This window comes from Streptomyces sp. NBC_01142 (genome assembly GCF_026341125.1).
GTDB lineage: Bacteria > Actinomycetota > Actinomycetes > Streptomycetales > Streptomycetaceae > Streptomyces.
Genome location: NZ_JAPEOR010000001.1, coordinates 3,519,985 through 3,535,219 on the forward strand (window position 1 = coordinate 3,519,985; position 15,235 = coordinate 3,535,219).

The 15,235-nt window shown below is 69.0% G+C and carries 11 protein-coding genes and 1 pseudogene; 2 read left to right on the forward strand and 10 right to left on the reverse strand.

All coding sequences use genetic code 11. The annotated features are described in order from the left end of the window. Window positions 1-34: 34 nt before the first annotated feature. The 3 genes from OG883_RS15795 to OG883_RS15805 are packed head-to-tail and all read right to left on the reverse strand — an operon-like array spanning window position 35 to window position 3,167. Window positions 35-949, reverse strand: coding sequence for an NUDIX domain-containing protein (locus tag OG883_RS15795; protein WP_266540521.1), 915 nt, complete (start codon window positions 947-949; stop codon window positions 35-37). Further along, entirely contained in the window at window positions 946-2,211 is a 1,266-nt protein-coding gene (locus OG883_RS15800) for a protein-L-isoaspartate O-methyltransferase (protein ID WP_266540522.1), read from the reverse strand. Before OG883_RS15800 ends, OG883_RS15795 begins: the two co-directional genes overlap by 4 nt. Before the next feature lie 47 nt (window positions 2,212-2,258). Further along, on the reverse strand, window positions 2,259-3,167 hold the full coding sequence (locus OG883_RS15805; protein ID WP_266540523.1) for an NUDIX domain-containing protein: 909 nt from the start codon (window positions 3,165-3,167) through the stop codon (window positions 2,259-2,261). Window positions 3,168-3,997: 830 nt separating this feature from the next. On the opposite strand from OG883_RS15805, the pseudogene OG883_RS15810 reads away from it, so the two are divergent. Together OG883_RS15810 and OG883_RS15815 are read left to right on the forward strand one after the other, a co-directional pair. Beyond that, window positions 3,998-4,374, forward strand: a pseudogene (locus OG883_RS15810) (formylglycine-generating enzyme family protein); the annotation flags it as partial. Between the two features lie 224 nt (window positions 4,375-4,598). Then, a complete protein-coding gene (locus OG883_RS15815; RefSeq protein WP_266541586.1) occupies window positions 4,599-4,805 on the forward strand; it encodes a helix-turn-helix domain-containing protein in 207 nt (68 codons plus the stop codon). A gap of 261 nt (window positions 4,806-5,066) precedes the next feature. On the opposite strand, the gene OG883_RS15820 is transcribed toward OG883_RS15815, so the two are convergent. The 7 genes from OG883_RS15820 to OG883_RS15850 form a co-directional block, all read right to left on the reverse strand. Continuing rightward, entirely contained in the window at window positions 5,067-6,242 is a 1,176-nt protein-coding gene (locus tag OG883_RS15820) for a ComEC/Rec2 family competence protein (RefSeq protein ID WP_266540525.1), read from the reverse strand. 4 nt (window positions 6,243-6,246) lie between these two features. After that, on the reverse strand, window positions 6,247-7,551 hold the full coding sequence (locus OG883_RS15825) for a hypothetical protein (protein WP_266540526.1): 1,305 nt from the start codon (window positions 7,549-7,551) through the stop codon (window positions 6,247-6,249). After that, complete coding sequence (locus OG883_RS15830) at window positions 7,548-11,330, reverse strand: hypothetical protein (protein WP_266540528.1); 3,783 nt, start codon at window positions 11,328-11,330, stop codon at window positions 7,548-7,550. The genes OG883_RS15825 and OG883_RS15830 overlap by 4 nt, the downstream gene beginning before the upstream one ends. After that, window positions 11,317-12,783, reverse strand: a complete 1,467-nt coding sequence (locus OG883_RS15835) for a hypothetical protein (protein WP_266540529.1) — start codon at window positions 12,781-12,783, stop codon at window positions 11,317-11,319. The genes OG883_RS15830 and OG883_RS15835 overlap by 14 nt, the downstream gene beginning before the upstream one ends. Then, a complete protein-coding gene (locus OG883_RS15840) occupies window positions 12,780-13,856 on the reverse strand; it encodes a polyprenyl synthetase family protein (protein WP_266540531.1) in 1,077 nt (358 codons plus the stop codon). The genes OG883_RS15835 and OG883_RS15840 overlap by 4 nt, the downstream gene beginning before the upstream one ends. After that, a complete protein-coding gene (locus OG883_RS15845) occupies window positions 13,849-14,712 on the reverse strand; it encodes a hypothetical protein (RefSeq protein ID WP_266540533.1) in 864 nt (287 codons plus the stop codon). The genes OG883_RS15840 and OG883_RS15845 overlap by 8 nt, the downstream gene beginning before the upstream one ends. A 235-nt stretch (window positions 14,713-14,947) precedes the next feature. Next, complete coding sequence (locus OG883_RS15850) at window positions 14,948-15,226, reverse strand: hypothetical protein (RefSeq protein WP_266540535.1); 279 nt, start codon at window positions 15,224-15,226, stop codon at window positions 14,948-14,950. Window positions 15,227-15,235 lie beyond the last annotated feature (9 nt).

Consider the following 15,235-nt stretch of genomic DNA (forward strand, 5'->3'; position numbering starts at 1 on the left):
AGACTGTCCAGCCCCAGCGCCCCCGGGTCGGCCTTCAACTCGGTGAAGAACGTCCCGCCGCCGCCGAGTTCCCTCGCAGGACCACGAGCCGGGTCTCTTCACTTCCCACGATCACTCGGGGCGCGCTCCCGACCCCCCCGCGAAGTCTGCGGCGCAGCGTTCGAGCGAGGTCAGTGACCACCCGTACACAAGCCCGGACCTCCCGGGCGTGGAAGCGCTCGTTCTGGTGGACTTTGACGAACCACACGCCGCCCTTTGCGCCACGCGCCCGCCACACCCGGCTGCCTTCCCGGGCCGAGGACGCCTCGGACCAGTCGGTGATGCGCCCGACCGCCCGCTCGGCGAACTCCCGCACCGGGGCCGCGGGCAGACCCGCGCCCGTGTCGCCGACGCCGGTGACCACGCGGAGTCGGTCCGCTCCGGCGTCGTACGCGATCGGATCGCCGGCCTGATGGAAGTGCACAGCGAGCCGGCCGCCGGCCCGGTACGTGTCGAGCCCGGCTCGGCAGTAGGCCACCATCGGCGCGGGCAGCGCATCGAGCCGGTACCAGTCCATCGCGTCGCACACCTTGGGCTCCATGACCCGCGGTGTGCCCTGCCAGCGCCGGACCTCGAAGAAGAATCCGACCCGAGCGCCCCCATAGGGACTGCGGTGGTGCACCGTGACGGCCGCGCGGACGTCGGCCGGGTCGATGACCACGCCGGTCTCCTCCCGGGCCTCGCGGATCAGCACGGCAACGACGTCCTCGTGAGGGCCGTCCAGGTGGCCCGACGGCAGATGCCACAGCCCGGCGGCGTAGACCTGCCCGGCCCGTCGGGACAGCAGCACCTCCGGTCCCTCGTCGCCGTGGCGGAGCAGGATCAGGTGGACGTCGATGTGCTCCTTGTGCCGCTCGGGTGTGCTCGTCGCGTGCTCGCGGGGTGGTCCATCCAGTGGAAGGCGGCTCATCGGGAGTCTCCGGTCTCGTCGTCGCGGTGGTTGGCGGCGGGCAGGGCCCAGGACAGCTCGTTCGGGCCGGCACCGGCGCTCACCTGCTGCGTGCCGTCGGAGGCCAGGTGCAGCCGGTAGGTTTCCGGTTCGCCGGCGGCCTGCCAGCGGGCAGCGGTGTCCTGGATCTCGTCCCGGATGCCGCGCGGCCCGGCTGCCGTGAAGGCCCAGCCGCCAGAACGGTCCGGGCGGACCGTCAACCAGGAGCCGCAGGCGGGAGCGCCGATCACCAGATGGTCGGCGGCCCAGTTCCTCACAAGGCCGGGGTGGAGGTGGTCCAGCGCGAGCCACATGCCCCGCGCGCGATCCGAGGGCGGCGCGGTGCGGCTGTGCGTGGTCAGGCCGCCGCCGGCCGCGATGCGGTCCCGGAACATCGCCGAGAGGAAGATACGGTCGAAGCCGTGCACCGGCCGGTGCCCGAACTCCACCGCCCGCAGCTCCGCCTCCACCCGGCCCTTCGGCGTCTTGGCGACCACAGCCAGCCCCGGCCACGACGGCGATGTCGTCGAGAGGTTGGCCAAAGCCAGCCCCCCGGAGGCCAGTTGCGCCACCCACGCCCAGGGAAAGCGCGGCACGGCGTAAGAGACGAAGACCCGGTCGTACGGGGCCTGCTCGGACCAGCCGGCCGCCCCGTCCCCAGTCACCACGACGGGAGTGTGACCGAGATCGGAGAGGCGCGCGCCGGCGGCAGCGCTGACGTGAGGGTCGCGGTCCAGGGTGACCACGCCGGCATCCCCGCAGACCCAGCACGCCACTGCCGCGGTCACCCCGGCGCCGGTGCCGACATCAAGCACGCGCTGCCCGGGGCGCAGGTCGAGCAGTTGCAGCAGACCAGCAGTCATGGCGACCGTGCTGGACATCGACGTGATCGAACCCCCGGACCGGGGCCCCGGCAGCTGCTCCAGGATCGACTCGTCATCGTGCTGGATCAGCACACTGTCCCCGCCGTACAGCACGCCGAGCAGCTCCTCCTGGTTTTCGGCAACTGCCCACTCCAGCAGCGCCCACCTCGGCGGGGTCTCGTCCGGCGCGCTGCGCCGCACATACGCCTGGGGCATCAACCTCTCGCGGGGCAGCGTCAGCAAGGCGTCGCGCACCTGCCCGGGGCTCAGGTCGCCGGAGGCTTCCAGGCGGGCGACCATTGCCGCCCGCGCGGCAGCAACGCGATCCCGTGCCGTCGTTTCGGCTGTGGGATCGGTGACGGGTGGGGACGGGTCTCGCATGGGTCCTCCTTCAACAGGCTTAAGTGGCAGGGTGGTTGCCGAACGCGTCAGGTCCAGCCCATCTCGGTGTAGAGGCGGCCGGCCCGGATGCCTTCGATCGCGGCCCGCGTGTAGGGCACGACGGGTTCCGGGAGCGCGCCGACGGGCCACCAGTCCCAGCTGACGCACTTGTCCGGTTCGCGTACCTCCGGCCTGCCTTCCCATCGCCGAGCGCGGAAGACCATCTGGAGACGCGGCTGCGTCCCGGGCTCGTCGATCAGATGGACGGCGTGCACGAACTCGACGTCGTCCGCCTCGATCCGAAGGCCCGCCTCTTCCCGGGCCTCCCGGATGAGGCAGGCGACCGCGGATTCCTGCTCGCAGTGCCCGGCGAGAAAATGGTGGGTTGATCCGGCATACGCGGAGTCGGGATGCCGCAGCCCGAGCAGAACCGTGCCGTCGCGCTCCAGGTACAAGTGGACGCCGATGACGTTGAGGACCGTTTGCCCGCCCGGGGCCGGTGCGGCGGCGGTGGGGGCTGCGGACAGCCGGTGTACGGCCGTGTGGGCCTGGTGCTGCGCGATGACGTCGGCGGCCCAGGGAGACATGGTCAGCTGCTCGGTGCTCGACGCTGCGAAGTGGTGGAACATGATCCCCTCGGTCACGGGCAGCGCCGAGGCGTCGCCGTCCCAGTGCCCCAGGTAGACCTGGATGTGTCCCTTGGTGATGCCGTCGGGCCCGGTGCACTCGACGACCGTGAACCGGCACAGGTCGGCGATCGTGAGTCCCGTTTCCTCCTTGAGCTCGCGGGCGATCGCCTCGTCCAGGGTCTCGGTGCCTTCCCGAGCGCCGCCCGGCACCGACCAGGTGCCTGGGTCGCAGATCTTCTTGTGGGCATCGCGCAGGTGCAGCAGGTACTCACCGCGCTGGTTGACCAAGAGCGCGGCCGTCCCGCGAGGCTCGACAGCTGTGGGCATGGGGACCGCCTTGAACTCGGGGGTGGGGGTGTGTCGGATGACGGCCGACGCCGACGGGCAGCGCCGGCGCAGCACTTCGTGGCTGCGGAAACTCGACCGTTGAACCGTCGGGGAGCAGGTGCCCCAGGGCCGCGTCGACCGTGACCAGAACAACAGCCTGCGCAATGCCCCCGGCCCAGCTCGGCGATCCACACGGTACGCAGCGCCCGCGCGTCGGCCCGGTGCGCCAGCGGGACTGCGGTGCCGACCAGTTGGGGCAGCGTGCGGGCCGTCGCCCACAGGTCGAGTGCGAGCCACGCCCGCCGGTATCGGTTCCGGCCGATGTCGTACGCCGGCTCGCCGCCGAACAGCAGCCGCTCGGACTCCGAGACCCTCGCCTCGCTCTCTGCCTTGGCAACGGTTTCCTCGCTCATGGCCCCACCTCGTATCCGGTCGTGGTGCGCGGCGGGCATGGGCCGTGGGCGCGTCAACAGCGTGCCCGGACAGGGTCAGGGGCAGCGGCGTCGAGGCGCTGCCGTTCGAACAGGGCAGGGTCGTTCACGGGAGCAGGCACAGGATTCATGGTGTCCTCCAGATGGGTGCGTCAGGGGTACTGGTGCTCCAAGAACGGTCCCGTGGAGGGCTCGTAACGGGGGAATCAGGGGCAGGTTGTGAACGTATGTTCTAAATTGCGGTGGAGACCAAGCAACCTCTGGCCTGGTGTGACGCCGACCGATAGTTGGCCATGTCGTTCGATGGTTGGCCGGCGTCCCTTGGTGGTGGACCGTGATCGGCTGCCACCGGAGTTGAGGAGTGGTCCTACCACCGCCATCCCGACGGCGAAGGCATCCGAGAGGGACGGCTCCGCCGATGGGTACCGGCTGCCGACCGAAGCAGAGTGGGAGCACGCCTGCCGCCGGTACGACTGAACCGTGTTACGGGCCCCTCGACGAGATCGCTTGGTATCGAGGCAACTCGCAGGAGCGGATTCGCGAGGTGGGTGGCAAGCGCCCCAATCCCTGGGGCCTTTACGACATGCTGGGCAACGTGTGGGAGTGGTGCTGGGACGTCTACGACGCCGAGGTCTACGGCACCTGTCGAGTACTCCGTGGCGGTGGTCGGTTTGACGAGCACTGGAGCTGCCGGGCATCTGTACGGTGCCGCAGCCACCCGGGCCTTCCGCGTCGACGACGTAGGATTCCGCATCGCGCGTTCCACGGTGTGTTGATCTGCGCAGTCAGACGGCCTGTCATCAAACTCTGCCGAGGATCGATCAGCGTTCGTTCATAGGTGGAAACCAGCTTCTCGTTCACTTGGTCGTCGCTACTGACCTTGTCGGCGTGATGTCGCGGGGCTGACAAGCTGTGGTTGTCGCGGTAGGCCGGTCGCATGAGATATCCGCAAGGGGGCGGGCTGACTGCGGAGCGACGGGCGTTTTGCGAACACATCCGGATGAGGGCGGCCGAGCTGTTCGCCCTGGGGCACGACAATGCCGCGGTCGCCAGGCAGTTACGTGTCAGCGTGCGGTCGGTACAACGATGGCACCAGGCATGGGTACAGGGCGGAAGCCCGGCTTTGGAATCGAAGGGACCCGCGTCCAGGCCCAAGGCGCTTCGTCCGCGTTCGTCGCCGCGGCCGGGGCGCCGGGCGCGGAGGTGATCAAGGAGGACAGCAGGGCCGTGAGGAGCTCGTAGCAAATGCCGGAGAGGAGCCTGATGGAACCGATGCGGGCGGGCCGGACGGCGGTCGCCCCACCGTGTCGCTCAGGCGCGCTCGTCGAACAGCGGGACCTCGGCCGGCGCCAGGTCGGGGCGAACAGCTGCTACCCGTCACATGCCCGAGGTTGTTGCCTGTCGCCCGCAGACGCGGTGGCAGGGCGGAGGCCGGCGATGCTGCGGAAACCGGCGGTGTTGGCTGCGATCATTCTCGTGGCCACCCACCCGGCGCAGCCGTCAGCAGCGGCCTTCGTCGTTCGGGTTCCCGGGCCCGACGGCTCACCGCGGGTTCGGCGAGTGGTTCACGGCCCGGGTCCGGGCCGAGCCGCACCGCCGGATACTGGGCGGCCGGGCGCCGGTTCCAGGGAGCATTGGCGACCATCGAGCGCAGCAGCGGGTGAGGCTGCTCTTGCACGAGCTCGTCGGCCGACGTCGAACTGGCCAGGAGCCGCCAGTTCGTGCCGTCGGAGATGAAGCGCACGTCGCCGTTGGTGGCGGTGGTCAGCACCGACTCGTCGGTGGCCCAGACTTTGTAGGGGAGGCCCTTGCCATCCGAACAGGTCACGTCGTGACTCACGGCGCCCGCGAGGCAGTACTTCTCCAGCAGTTTGATCGTTGCGCAGCTGGGGTGGGCGTAGGCCATGTTCGTGCCGCTCGCCGAGATCACGTCGACGTCGGGGTCCAGCGCTTTGGCCCACGGGCGTCCCGTCGACTCGGCGGCACCGTGGTGGCCGGGCATGAGGACGGTGCAGCCGGCGAGGAGCTTCTTTGGGACCTTGCTCAGGATGAATGCCTCGGTGGTGGTGTCCGCGTCGCCCGGGAGGACCACCACGTGCCGGCCGAAGCGGATCAACAGCACGATGCTCTTGCTGTTCGGCGACTTGCCGTAGCTGGCGGACAACACCATCACCCAGGCCTCACCCGGCGTCGTCTCCGATGCGAAGTCGGCGTCCGGCTGAGGCATGCAATAGTCCGCCCGGTACCTGAAGACGAACTGGTCTTTCTGCCCCTCCTGTTGATTGATCCAGTCCTGGACGTCCTCGCTGTAGTCACCGATCGGGCCGCCGTAGTGCACGTAGGTCGGCCTGGCCGCCTCTGGGATGTAGGGGACGAAAGCGGTGTGGTCGTCATCGCCGTGGCTGAGGACCACGCAGGAGATGGCGTTGCCACCTGTGACGCTCGTGATGTAGCTCTTCACGTGCCTGAACGGCTTGCCTTTGGTGCTCGTCGTCTGTGATCCACAGTCGACGAGCATGAAGTCGCCGTTCGGGTAGGTGACGAGGACGGCGTTGCCCTGGCCGGTGTCGATGAAGTCGACGGTGAGCTTGGCGCCAGGGCCGAGATTTGTCCCGCTGGTGCGAATGACCTTGCTGGGTGGCATGTGGTCAGCCTCCGGTGATCCGGGCCGTGCCCTCGATCGACGTCAGGCCGGCGAACGTCGCGAAGTGCACGTCGGTCGGCGTGACGACGAGGCGCACGCCGCTGGTGTCGATGGATACGCTCGGCAGGGTCGTCACCGGGAAGGAGAGCCCCTCGAACGCCTTGGTGATGAGCGGCGAGAACGCCGCCGTGACCGCCTGCAACAGCGGCGCGGTCAGCACCGAGAGCAACCACTCGAACGGATTGCCACTGGGGCTGAGGATCAGCAGGAACGTGTTGACCTGCTGGGTTCTCGCGCTCACCCGGGTGCCGCTCAGTTCGAGGCCGATCCTGCCGGTCGGCGGCGGTGCCGCCACCAGCGTGTAGTTCACACCGAAGGTCGTGCACCCGATCGTGATGCCGGCCCGTACGTTGCCGCTGATCGCCGCGTTGAACGCGAACTGCGGCGCGCCCTGGTCGGCGAGGCGGATGTCGATCGCGGCGATCCGTGCCGTTCCCGCGTACTCGGCGGTGCCGATCCCGATGTTGACTCGCCCGCTGTCGCCGAACGTCCTGCCGACCAAGGACCGCACGCCCGCACGACCGATCGCCAGCTTGGCCTCGTCGCTCATGACCGCGAAGAACGGGCTCTCCGGCCAGCTCTCGGGAAACGGCGGCGTGGGCACCGGTTTGCCCTCCAGTGCGGCAAGGACGACGACGTGCCCGGGTGTCACGTCGACGGCCGGTGCGGTGAGACCGACGCCGGCGAAGGTGAATGGCGGCAGGTCGATCGCCGGCAGGAACTCCCGGGCGATCTTGACCGCCTCGGGCAGAATGATGTGGTTGAGGAACCAGTCGTCGGTGGGGTTGCCGGTCGTCCCGGTCGCCTTCAGCGGACGCAGCGTCAGATGCGCGCCGAACGAGTCGACCTGCACGTACAGGATGACCTTCACCGGGACGGTGGCGGACTCGCCGCCGCCCTGGATGGTCATGGTCATGTCGTTGGCGACGACCCGGAACGTCGTGTGCTCGAGTGTCGTGACGTAGGCGTCGATGAGCTGCTCGACGGTGAGGCCCGGAGGTGGCTCCAGGTGCTCGACGAGGTGCTGGGTGACGAGGTGCTGGGCGACGAGGCGGCGCCCTTCGGGTGGCGGGCCGAGTGCCACGGTCGGGGGCGCCGTCACATCCCATGAGACGTCGAACTCAAGGCCTGACCTCTCGACGCGTTGTGACCCGGTGAACACCTTGGGATACAGCTCGTGGTAGACGGCCGCCATGGCCTGCGACATGGCCGCCTCATCGAGCCCCACCGCAACGTCGAACGTCGTCATCGTGCGCCTCCTTCCGGGCGCGCAGCGCCGCTGTAGATCACCGATTCGTTGCTGGCCAGGGCACAGGACCTGCCGACAGCCCGAAGGGCGTTCACCGCGTCGTCGTAGCCCACCCCGAGCACCTCCATGAGGGCGTCGACCATGTCCGTGAAGCCGAGCCGAGCGGTGTCGACGAGGTAGCCGGCCATGTCCACCACGTTCGTGATCCGGAATACGTGGTAGAGCGCCTGGGCGATCTCGATCGCGCTCTGGCCGGCCCAGATGAGGCCGTCGGCCAGTGCCTGGACGTACTTGGTGACATCGGCCAGCAGGTCGGCGAAGAACACCTTCGGGTTGTTCCTGATCCAGGTGACGATGTGGCCCCACAGGTCGGTGAGCATGTCCTTGACCTGGGTGGCGTCGAGCGAGAACGTCGGGTGGAAGTGGAACGAGTTCCAGTGGAGGTCGAGGTCGAGTGCGACGCTCGCCTCGGTCGTCTTGAGTACGAGGTCGATCGCCAGCGACGCGTTCGGCCCCTTGACGACGACCGGCGGCAGCACCGGCCAGCCGTCGATCCGCACGCCGTCCGGGAAGTCGAGCGAGAAGTCGAACGAGCCTTGTGTGTGCCCCTCGAACCCCGACCCCTTCGAGAACGACGCCATGAACTGCGCGCGGTACAGGTTCGCCAGCTGAGAGTGGAAGTTGACCTCGAAGCCGTCGGAGGTGACGGATCCGGAGAACGACTCCTGCAGGCCGAGCACCTGCACCGCGCCCGACGCCGTGAAGTACGCCTTGTCGGACGCCCCGGTGGTGAGAACGGCGTACGGGTTGACCGGCATGACCGCGTACGACACGCCGTCGGGCAGCGGACGGGCGCGCCGGAACGTGATCTCGTCGATGCGGCTGCGTACGGGGATGCCGGTCAGCGCACTGGTGTCGATCTGCATCCGCGGCCCCTTCACCCCGTCGGCATCGGAGATTTTCAGGAGGTCGGCGATTTCGATCGGCTTGCTCAGAGCGCCGTCGGCGAGGATTCCGTGCTTCTCGTCCACTTCAAGGCTGAGCGTGAGCTGCCAGTCGTAGAGCGTCAGGTCCGCGTAGATGCCGATCCCGGGCGGATAGTAGCCGCCCGGTCCGGTCCACCCGGTCGGGTTGGCGACGATGTAGAAGTCGAGCTTGGTGAACGCCAGGCCGTCGAGGAGCGGTACCTCCGACAGGTCGATCGAGGTGTACTGCTTGATGAGGTCGGTCATCTTGAGCGCCCGGTGCGATACCGACTCCAGTGCGCACACGAACGCGTCCGGCACCTCGAAGTCCTTCACGTCGCCGCCGACCGAGAACTCGAACTGCGTCGCGGGGTCGTCGCCGATGATGAAGTTCCCGAGTACGCCTACGCCCAGGCCCTCCGCGTCGAGCGTGACGCTGAGCCCGAACGTGCGGATCGTCAGGCCGGTGATGCCGAACGGGTGCTCCCAGTCGGTGACGCTGATGGCGAACGTCCCGCTCGGTGGGGGCCCGAGTTCGATGACGCCGATGCCGCGCAGCGTCAGCGACTCCCCGTACATCACGAACCGAGCGCCGGCGGTGATCGAGAAGTGGCCTGCCCCGGGCTTCATGTCGACCTCGAGGCCGGTGAAGTTGACCGCGTTCCTGCCCGCGTCGCCCGGTAGGGAGGCCTTGATCTCCGAGTCGACGATCTTCGAGGGGTCGATGCGCGCGTACAGGTCCAGTTCGAGGTCGTGGTCGAAGAGGCGGCGCAGCATGGAGAAGACGTCGCCCTTGAGCTCGACGGCGCTGAAGAACGTCACGCCGGGCTGGATCTCCGAGGGCACGTAGGGCAGGTGGTCGAAGCCCGGCAGGGTGAACTGCTGGTCGGTGATCGAGGACAGGACCAGGCCCGCGTCCTGGACCTCGAGTACCTCCATGACGCTGCGCAGTCCGCTCCAGAGCTGGTCGGGCTTCCACTCGGGCTGGAGCACCAGGCCTGCGGCGAAGCCGGTCCGGCCGTCCGTGCCACGGCGGACTGCGAACGCCAGCGCGGCCTGACCGATGTTCGTGACGTCGACCGTCGTGGCGAGGTCGAAGCGATAGCTCGTCGTGCCGGTCAGCCGCTGCCGCCGGCCGGCCGCCTCCTCCATCCGAAGCCGCACGAGCGAGTCGCGCAGGACGATCTCCGGAACCCCCTCGGCGTTCGGGACCCCGCCTCCGGTGAGCACCGTCGCCAGCCGCGTGAGGTCGATCTCGGGGAAGGTGCCCTGCAGCACGAAGTCGGCGCCGGGCAGTTTCCAGTCGGCGAAGAACCGCGCGATCTCCGTGTCGTCCTGTGCGAAGAGCACGGCGTTCGCCGCGACCTCACCGCTGAAGCCGCTCCCCGCCGCGGCGCCGTCGTACCCCAGGGCGAGCGAGGCCTGCTCAAGCTCGAACTGCGCGATCCCGATGGGGATCTTCCAGCCGCTCAGGATCGCGAGCTGGAATGCGTACCGCTGCTGCCCGAAGTCGGCGGCCACATAGAGCTGATCCAGACCCAGCGCGGGAAACGACGTGACGCTCGGGACGAACTGTTTGACGATGTGGGCGAGCGGAATCGGCTTCTCCGGCTGGAGGCTCCCGGTGAAGAGCATCTCCGGGTACGCGGCGGTGATCGTCACCGGGATGTCGTCGAGGAAGTCGAACGTGCCGCTCAGCAGTGCGGTGACTGTCGGAGAGTCGGCCGGGCTGTTGACCATGAAGTCGACGTGGACATCCGGGATTTTGACCCAGTGCGGCACGATGCTCAGCGGCTTGGTGGTGCCGACACCGAGTCCGATCGCCGCGAGTGACGGCGGGTCGGTGCCGATATGGACGCTGAGGTCGCGCAGACCGACGTAGCTGCCGATCTCGAAGACGTCGTCGAGCATCGTGCTGATCGGCGCGCCCCGGACGAACTGCTGGAGGGCGCTCATCGCGTACTGGCTGATCTGCCGCAGGTCGGCTCTGAACGTCAGCATGGCGCCGACTCCCGCGAAGCGCAGCGACACGGGGATCGACGGGGCGCTGCCGATCTGCACCTCGGAGACGAACTGCAGGTAGCTCTCGACCGGCGGCGGCGGGACCTGGATCTTGCCGTTCCCGGACGGCGGCGCCGACACGGCGGTGAACTCGAGCGGCAGGTCGAGGCCCTGGATCGGGACGGGCGTGACCGGAGCAGCCTGGAGCTGCATGAGCGGCGCGGTTGCCGGACCGGTGATCGCGCCGTCCAGATCGAGCAGTTGCAGACCCGTCAGGTGCGTGAGCGCGCCGAGGACGCCCTCGAGTTTCAGCGCGGCGGCGGAGAACGTCAGGCCCACGGCGACCGCCGCCCTGTCGTCCGTGGCAGCCCGCTCGATCGAGCTGTACCAGAAGGCCGGTGCGTCGAACACGAGCTGTGTGAGGACCGACCGCTGCTCGCTCCACACCGGGAAGGCGTTGCCGAGGTTCCACGCCGGGAGGGGGCGCGGCTGGTCGAGCGGTGCCAACTCGGCGAGCAGACTCGGCAGCCCCGCGTCGGCGAGGTCGAAGGAGACCCGCAGCCGCGCCGGCGCGAGGCCGAGCAGCAGGTCCATGGTGCCCATGAGGACGACGGCGGAGCCGTCGATCCGCGGATCGCTGGGGGCTTGCAGCACCCAGTCGCCGTCGGTCAGGGGGAACGAGTCGGCGATGAGCGAGGCGACCGCGGGGGAGCCGAGGTAGCCGGGTGCCATGGCGAACCGGCGGCCCTCGCCGCCGCCCGTGATGCACTCCTGGACGGCGGTGAGCAGTTCCTGCAGGTCATGTGGCGGCATGTCGCTCCTGCAGCCCGAGGTCCTTCAGACCGGCGTTCAGCGCGTCGCTGAAGTGGCCGAGCACAGCCCTGCTGTTCAGGCCTGAGTTCAGCTTGCTGATGAGCAGGTCCTGGAAGCTCGGCGTGTTCGCGATCCAGTTGGTGACCTTGTCGTACAGGCCCGGCTGGCTGTTGAACCCGCCCTCGTTGCCGAGGATGATGTACAGCGCCCCGATATTGATCGTGATCGACTTCGCTTGGGCGACCAGCTTGTTGTCAGAAGTCGCGGTGAACGCGGCGGCCACCTCCAGAGAGAGCTCCTGGGAGCGGTCCATGAATTCTCCACGGACGTGGAACCAGTCGTCGGCGGCCCGCGCGCGCGGTGCGCGCGCGGCGTGGGCTCGCAGCGCGCGTTCGCGGTCGATCGGCCACGGCTGCACGTGGCCGACGACCTCCTCGCTGCCGGGCGCGTGCACCGGGATGCCGGGCAGTCCGAGATCGGCGCGCCTGTCGTCCGGCAACGGACCGGCCGCGGCCACGTAGTCCATGATCTTTCGCGTGTCGTGCTCGCCCGGGTTGTCCCTCTGGTACGCCAGGACCTGGTCGTTGAACTGCCCCATCGCGTTCTGCAGGTCGGCGAACTCGTTGCCCGGCTCCAGCGGCAGGCCCGCCTGCTCGCGCATCTGCTGCACGGCCATGTTGAGGTACGTGTACGTCTTGAAGCCGCCGTCGTACTGCGGGCGGTCACCGATCACCGGCGGCCGTCCAGGCGGATCCTCGCCGGACTCCTGCTGCTGGTAGTAGGCGGTGGAGGCGGTCACCGCGTCGGCGCTGTGCTTCTGCTGGGAGAGCACCTGCCGGTACAGTCCGGCCGCCGGGACCTCGGACGCCGGCGCGGTCGTCACCGTGTCGATCGTGTCCTCGTGCAGGTAGTAGGTTCCGACGAGGACCTTGCCGTTCTCCGATCGCCCCAGGCCCTGCAGGTCGTCGCGGTACCACGTCGCGAGTTCGAGCCGCGGGTCGGCACTGTCGCCGGCCCTGGACGGTGGGTAGCCGAGCTGCGCCGCCGCGTACGCCAGGGCGCACCCCGTGAGACCCGACGCGCCGACGTCGTAGCCGCCGTAGAAATCGACCCGCGAGAACAGGAGCGTCAGGGTGACGTCCGTCTCGGTGCCGCTCACCGGCTCACACACGACGTTGCCGCCGTTGAACGTGCCCAGTCCGCTGAGCACCGTGTCCGACATCGCGATGCCGAGGTGCTCGGCCGCCCAGTCGAACATCGTCTGCTCGGGGATGTCACCGATCGCGACGTCGGGGAACGGGGGGATGTCGATCCCCAGGGCGGGGACCTGCAGCCCGTTCTTGATGATCGAGCCGAGGTACCACTCGCCCGAGGAGGGCGAGTTCAGCAGCTGCCACAGGCGGGCGACGAGATCGCAGTCTGTGTTGTCGCCCGCGCCGGGGAGGAGCGTCATGGCCGTGGTGGTCCCTTCTCGGGTGAGCAGGCGGTGGCGGTGCCGTAGGAGTCCAGGAACGGCTGGTCGACGAGGTGGGCGGCGAGCGCGTCGAGCGCGTCGCGGTGCGGGCCCTCGGGCAGCAGCGCGAGCTCGGCCCGGGCGGTGACGACGATCGCGCGCGCGTCCCCGAGCGCACGGACCCAGCCGTTCCCGTGGCGCACGACCCGCATGCAGTCCTCCAACTCGTCCTCGGACAGCTGTCGTCCGTCGGTGATCCCGTGGAGCGGGTGGTCGTCCGGCAGTTCGTCGAGGGTGTAGAGCAGCGGCAGGGAGAGCCGGCCCTGCCGCAGATCCGTGAGCGGCTCCTTGCCCGCGGCCGACTCGGGCCGTACGACGTCCAGCACGTCGTCGACGACCTGGAAGGCGCGGCCGAGCCACCCGCCGAAGCGCCGCAGGCCGCCCACCGCCGACGGCAGGCCGCCGACCAGGCGGGCGCCGCTTTCGCACGCGAAGGCGACGAGCCGCCCGGTCTTCCGGTCGACGGTCCGGAAGTAGCGGCGCACGAGCTCGGAGCGGTCGCCCGGCCGCGTCGCCAGCATCTCGTCGAGCTGGCCGCGGCACATCTCCTCACCCGAGGCGAGGAAGTCGCGCATGAGGGCGATGTCCTCGCGAGTCTCCACGTGGGCCGACATGGTCCGGGTGGCCTGCACCCACTGCAGGTCGCCCATGACCAGGGCCAGTTCGTAACCGCGGGAGGCGCTCACCGTGGGCATGCCGCGGCGAGTGGGCGCGCGGTCGACGATGTCGTCGTGGATGAGCGATCCGACGTGCGCGAGCTCGAGCGACGCCGCTGCCGCCACGGCCTTCTCGGGCAGCACGTCGACCGGCGTACGTGCGGCGACGTGCGCGCTGAGCAGGAGCAGTAACGGGCGAAGACGCTTGCCGCCGCGGTAGAACGCGAGCTCGGCGTCGGACAGGTAGGAGCGCTGCCCCTCGAGGAGGTCCTCGAGCCGAGCGTCGAGGGCCGCGACCTCCGCCGCCACCAGCGAGCGCGCCCGGTCGTAGGGGTGCGGCACCACTGACTCAGGCATAGGGCATCTCGGCCAGGATGTTCTTGAGTGCCTCGTTGGCGAACGTCTCGATGTTCTCGATCACGTCGGGCTGGTTGAGGAACGTCCGCATGCCGTCCACCAGACCCCCGTTGCCGACGCCCTCGTTCACCGCGATCTCGGCGAGTTGCTGTACCCACCGCGGCTCACCTTCCACGTCGAAGTCGATGGTGACCGCCTTGGAGTCGACCGTGAGGCCCACGCCGAGCACATTGATCGTCATGGGCCCGGGCTCGCTCGTGTTCAACCGGACGATGAAGGTGAGGATCGCGTCGTGTGCCCGGGCGACGAACCTCCCGCCGGCGTCGGTGGTCCAGCGCTGCTCGCCGCAGTCGCGCGAGTCGGGCGTGACGGGTTCGCAGCAGCCGATCTGGAAGAGGTAGTTCGGCTGGGAGGGGTCGTCGGCGTCCAGGGTGAACGGCTGGGTGACGGTGCCGACGCTGACCACGGCCGTGAAGACCGGCTCCGTGGTGGAGAAGGTCAGGCTCACGTCCTGCATGACGCTGAGATTCGTGAAGACGATGTTCGTCAGTTGCAGAGCCGGCGGGGTCGTACAGATCGGCGGGTACGGCAGGTCGTAGCGCGCGCACGCCGCGTCGCCCACGCCGTCGGGAACGTTGGGGATGTCGATCGGCGCGCTCGTCCCCCCGGGCACCGCAGGGTCGTAGGAGGGCAGCCCCCACTCCGGGTAGCCGTCGCGGATGATCCGCGGAAGGTACATCGGGTTCGCCGGATCCGAGTTGAACGTCCGCCTCCACAGGGCCGAGATGATCGCTTTGGTGATAGGGCCCGGTGGCTCTGAGACCGTCACGGGCTCGCCCTGCGCGGCATGCTTCATCGCTGTCCTCCCGGAGCGGGCCAAACGCAGGGGCGATGGTGAAGGCGGTGATCACTCATGATCAACACGTCTATCACCATTTGGGCAGAATCAGGCCGTTTGAGCTGCTCTGTCGGCATGCTGGAGGGCTCTGACCGGTCATTTCCGAGCGGCGTGGGTGCGTCCGAGGTGCCCGACTCGGCCTTGCCGGCCGCGCCGGCGTGAGGTTCACCCGGTGTACGGGGGTGCTGGGGTGTCAGGCGTTCAGGTTCGCTCGTTCGACCGTCGCCCGGTCGGTGTACTGCTTCTCCTCGAACTCGAGGGGGCTGAGGCAGCGGGGCCGTTTTGATACCGCCGAGAGCAAGGTCCTGCCCTGGCCCGAGCAGGCCCGCAGCGTCGAGCAGGCCGTCGACGACGACCGGCGCCGCCGCGAGGACGTCACACGCAGCCGGCCCGCTCCCGTCCCGCCGCCGCGACTGGGTGACTCCTCGATGCCGAAGGCTGAGAGGTCCCGGGTTGCGTGTGAGGCCCTCACGTCGGCCGT

Bases quoted from the DNA above. Each gene is read 5' to 3' on its own strand.
- OG883_RS15830 (WP_266540528.1), bottom strand. From the start codon at position 11,330: ATGCCGCCACATGACCTGCAGGAACTGCTCACCGCCGTCCAGGAGTGC.
- OG883_RS15845 (WP_266540533.1), bottom strand. From the start codon at position 14,712: ATGAAGCATGCCGCGCAGGGCGAGCCCGTGACGGTCTCAGAGCCACCG.
- OG883_RS15800 (WP_266540522.1), bottom strand. From the start codon at position 2,211: ATGCGAGACCCGTCCCCACCCGTCACCGATCCCACAGCCGAAACGACG.
- OG883_RS15795 (WP_266540521.1), bottom strand. From the start codon at position 949: ATGAGCCGCCTTCCACTGGATGGACCACCCCGCGAGCACGCGACGAGC.
- OG883_RS15840 (WP_266540531.1), bottom strand. From the start codon at position 13,856: ATGCCTGAGTCAGTGGTGCCGCACCCCTACGACCGGGCGCGCTCGCTG.
- OG883_RS15815 (WP_266541586.1), top strand. From the start codon at position 4,599: ATGAGGGCGGCCGAGCTGTTCGCCCTGGGGCACGACAATGCCGCGGTC.
- OG883_RS15835 (WP_266540529.1), bottom strand. From the start codon at position 12,783: ATGACGCTCCTCCCCGGCGCGGGCGACAACACAGACTGCGATCTCGTC.
- OG883_RS15820 (WP_266540525.1), bottom strand. From the start codon at position 6,242: ATGCCACCCAGCAAGGTCATTCGCACCAGCGGGACAAATCTCGGCCCT.
- OG883_RS15805 (WP_266540523.1), bottom strand. From the start codon at position 3,167: ATGCCCACAGCTGTCGAGCCTCGCGGGACGGCCGCGCTCTTGGTCAAC.
- OG883_RS15825 (WP_266540526.1), bottom strand. From the start codon at position 7,551: ATGACGACGTTCGACGTTGCGGTGGGGCTCGATGAGGCGGCCATGTCG.